Raw genomic sequence first — 3,335 nt, forward strand, 5'->3', positions numbered from 1 at the left:
TACGCCGGTTCAGGCGCGGTATGACGGAAACGCGCCGGTCCGGGCCCGTTGCGGGATCGCCATCGGTTCGGGCCCTGGTGTGGCCGAGCGCGCGCCGCTTCGGACCCGGTGCGGCACAGGGGGCTCCGCCTCGGCCCGGGCTCGGGGGCCGCCGCTTCTGGTCAGAGGGGCCAGGCTGGGCGGTCTTCTGGGTCGACTAGGTCGGCGTAGTCGGGGTGATTTTCGATCCACCTGGCGTAGAAGGGGCAGAGGGGGCGCACCCGCAGGCCGGCGGCCCTCGCCTCGTCCAGTGAGGACCGCGCGATCGCGGAGGCGACGCCGCGTCCTTTCGCGACGTCCTCGACCACGGTGTGGGTGAAGGTGATGCGGCCTCCATCGCGGGTGTACTCGGCGAAACCGAGGAGCACGTCTCCTTCGTGGGCCTCGTAGCGGCTGCGGTCCGGTGCGTCGGTGACTTCGATCGACATGCGCTGCTCCCTCTCCAGGGGCCGGGTGCGGCCCCGCGACCCACGGTATCGACTCGGGGAGGCGCGCGGTCGTGAACCGGCGCACGGGCGCGGAGGAGAGCGGTACTACGATGTGGGATCCGTCGAGGCAGGGAGCGTGCGATGACCGGACCGGTCGAGACCCACACCGTGACCAACCAGGCGCCGCCTCTGGTCGGGAACCTCTACGAGGCGAACGCGCCGCTGCGGGAGGCGGTCGAGCGTGCCGGCGCGGGGGCCGTCGCCGAGCGGGCGCGCGTCCTCGGGGCGGTCCTGGGCAGCGCCGAGGCGGCCGTCTGGGCCGACGAGGCGCACCGGTACCCGCCGGTCCTGCGGACCCACGACCGGTACGGGAACCGGATCGACGAGGTCGAGTTCCACCCGTCCTGGCACCGGTTCATGCGCCTGGCCGTCGAGCACGGCGCGCACGCGATGCCCTGGGCAGCACCGGGACCGGGCGCCCATGCGGCGCGGGCGGCGCTGCTGTCGATGCTCGCGCAGACCGAGCCGGGGCACTGCTGCCCGGTGTCGATGACGTACGCGGCCGTCCCGGCGCTGCGCAAGGAGCCGAAGGTCGCGGCCGAATGGGAGCCGCGCGTGACCGCCTCGGCCTACGACCCGGGGCTGCGCCCGCCGCGCGAGAAGGCGGGCGTGCTGATCGGCATGGCGATGACCGAGAAGCAGGGCGGGTCCGACGTCCGCGCCAACACCACGGCGGCGACGCCCACCGCTGAGGGCCACTACGTGCTGCGCGGCCACAAGTGGTTCTGCTCGGCGCCGATGAACGACGCGTTCCTGGTCCTCGCGCAGGCGCCCGGCGGCCTCACCTGCTTCCTGCTGCCGCGCGTCCTGCCTGACGGGACGCGCAATGCGATCCGGTTGCAGCGCTTGAAGGACAAGCTCGGGAACCGCTCGAACGCCTCGGCCGAGATCGAGCTGCACGACGCCGTGTCCCACCGCGTGGGCGAGGAGGGGCGCGGGGTGGCGACCATCATCGAGATGGTCAACCACACCCGCCTTGACTGCGTCGTGGCGACCGCCGGAGGGATGCGCCAGAGCGTCGCCGAGGCCGCCTGGCACGCCGCGCACCGCAGTGCCTTCGGCGCCCGCCTGGCCGACCAGCCGCTCATGACGCAGGTCCTCGCCGACCTGTGCGTGGAGTCGGAGGCGGCGACCGCCACGATGATGCGCCTCGCGGCGGCCTACGACGACCCGGCCGACGCCCCGTTCCGGCGCCTGGCGACCGCGGTCGCGAAGTACTGGGTGTGCAAGCGCGGGCCCGCGCACGCCGCCGAGGCCCTCGAATGCCTGGGCGGCAACGGGTACGTCGAGGAGGCACCACTGGCGCGCCGCTACCGCGAGCAGCCCTTGCTGTCGATATGGGAGGGTTCGGGGAACGTCATCTGCCTCGACGTGCTCCGGGCGCTGTCGACCGCGCCCGAGGCCGCCGAGGCGTTCCTCGCGGAGGTCAGGCCCGCGGCGGGAGCGGACGCGCGCCTCGCCGGGCATGTGAAGGGCCTCGAAAGCAGGCTCGGAGGCGTCGACCAGGCCGGGGCGCGGCGCCTCACCGAGGACCTCGGGCTCGCGCTGCAAGCCTCGCTCCTCGTGCGGCACGCGCCGCACGAGGTCGCCGACGCGTTCTGCGCCACGAGGCTCGGCCCCGACCGGGGCCTGGGCTACGGCGCCGTCCCCGTGGCGGGGGCCGCCGCGATCGTCGCCAGGCACCTGCCGGAAGCTTAGGCGCCCAAGGCTTTCGCGAAGAAGTCGAGGGAGGCCGAGACCTCGCCGACGCGCGGCGAGTGGTTGAGGTGCCCGTGCGTCATGCCCGCGGCCAGATAGGACTCGACCGGGACGCCGACCTCGTTCAGCTGGCGCTCCAAGAGATCGGCGGAGGCGCGCAGGTCGTCGTACTCGGAGGCGAGGATCGCCGTGCGCGGCAGGCCGTCCAGGCGCGCGGCGCCCGGGAGCGCGTCGGTGGGCACGTCGGAGATGCGGCCGGTGTAATTGCGGACCATGCCCTCGACGTCCAAGGGGCTGAACCGGAACGGCACGGCCGCCATCGCGGCCTCCTGCTCGGGGGTCAGCGCCGGGTTCGGGTAGTGCGCGAACGGGTAGGCGAGCAGGAGCGCGTCGGGCGCGCGGGTCCCGGCGTCGCGCACGCGCAGGGCCGCGGCCATCGCGAGCGCGGCGCCCGCGCTGGCGCCGCCGATCGCGGCCGGGAGGTTCGCGGGGGTGGCCTCGCGCCACCAGCGCCAGGCGGCCTCGACGTCGTCGATCGGCACGGGGTACCGGACGCCGTCGACGGCGAGGCGGTAGTTCACGGAGGCGACCGCGACGCGGGCGCGGCGGGCGAGTTCGACGCTCACCACGTGGCCCTCGTACATGTCGACGTCACCGGCGAGGAAGCCGCCGCCGTGGGCCCACAGGAGCGCCCCGGCCGCGTCACCGTCGGGGCGGTAGACGCGGACGGGGATCGGGCCGTGCGGTCCTTCGATCGCGGTGTCCTCGATCGCGATCCCGGTCGTGTCCCAGTCGGCGGGGTCGCCCTGGTGGGCGCGGACGAAGGCCTCGGCGGCCTCGGTCCCTTCGGCGGCGTCCATGCCGCGGAACAGCTCGGTGAAGTACTGGTCGACCGGCAACGCCGCCTCCTTCGATGACGCGGGCGGGCGCTCGCCCGTCCGCGGGTGTGGACCCATTCCACCCGATCGCGATCCGGGGCCTGAAACCGCCTTCCAGTTTTCGCCGCGGTCGCGTGGCCGGACCGGGCGCCGGTGCCGCGTCCGGCACCACGGAGGACGGCGACCGGGGAAGGCGCTCAGGCGCTCAGGCGCTCAGGCGCTCAGGCGCTCA

At 74.3% G+C, this 3,335-nt stretch carries 3 protein-coding genes; 1 reads left to right on the forward strand and 2 read right to left on the reverse strand.

Features of this window, described 5'->3' with window-relative positions:
• Window positions 1–161 precede the first annotated feature (161 nt).
• Window positions 162–467, reverse strand: coding sequence for a GNAT family N-acetyltransferase (locus E9998_RS23090; RefSeq protein WP_136532068.1), 306 nt, complete (start codon window positions 465–467; stop codon window positions 162–164).
• Between the two features lie 141 nt (window positions 468–608).
• Between E9998_RS23090 and E9998_RS23095 the strand changes: the two genes are divergently transcribed.
• Window positions 609–2,225: an acyl-CoA dehydrogenase family protein gene (locus tag E9998_RS23095; RefSeq protein ID WP_136532069.1), complete on the forward strand. Its 1,617-nt coding sequence runs from the start codon at window positions 609–611 to the stop codon at window positions 2,223–2,225.
• On the opposite strand, the gene E9998_RS23100 is transcribed toward E9998_RS23095, so the two are convergent.
• Window positions 2,222–3,124, reverse strand: a complete 903-nt coding sequence (locus E9998_RS23100) for an alpha/beta hydrolase (protein ID WP_204745613.1) — start codon at window positions 3,122–3,124, stop codon at window positions 2,222–2,224. The genes E9998_RS23095 and E9998_RS23100 overlap by 4 nt on opposite strands.
• Window positions 3,125–3,335: the final 211 nt, after the last annotated feature.

Origin of the sequence: Glycomyces paridis (genome assembly GCF_004912155.1) — a bacterium.
In the GTDB taxonomy this organism is placed as follows: Bacteria; Actinomycetota; Actinomycetes; order Mycobacteriales; family Micromonosporaceae; genus Glycomyces; species Glycomyces paridis.

Coding starts and splice junctions, on each gene's coding strand:
- E9998_RS23090 (WP_136532068.1), bottom strand. CDS start 467: ATGTCGATCGAAGTCACCGACGCACCGGACCGCAGCCGCTACGAGGCC.
- E9998_RS23095 (WP_136532069.1), top strand. CDS start 609: ATGACCGGACCGGTCGAGACCCACACCGTGACCAACCAGGCGCCGCCT.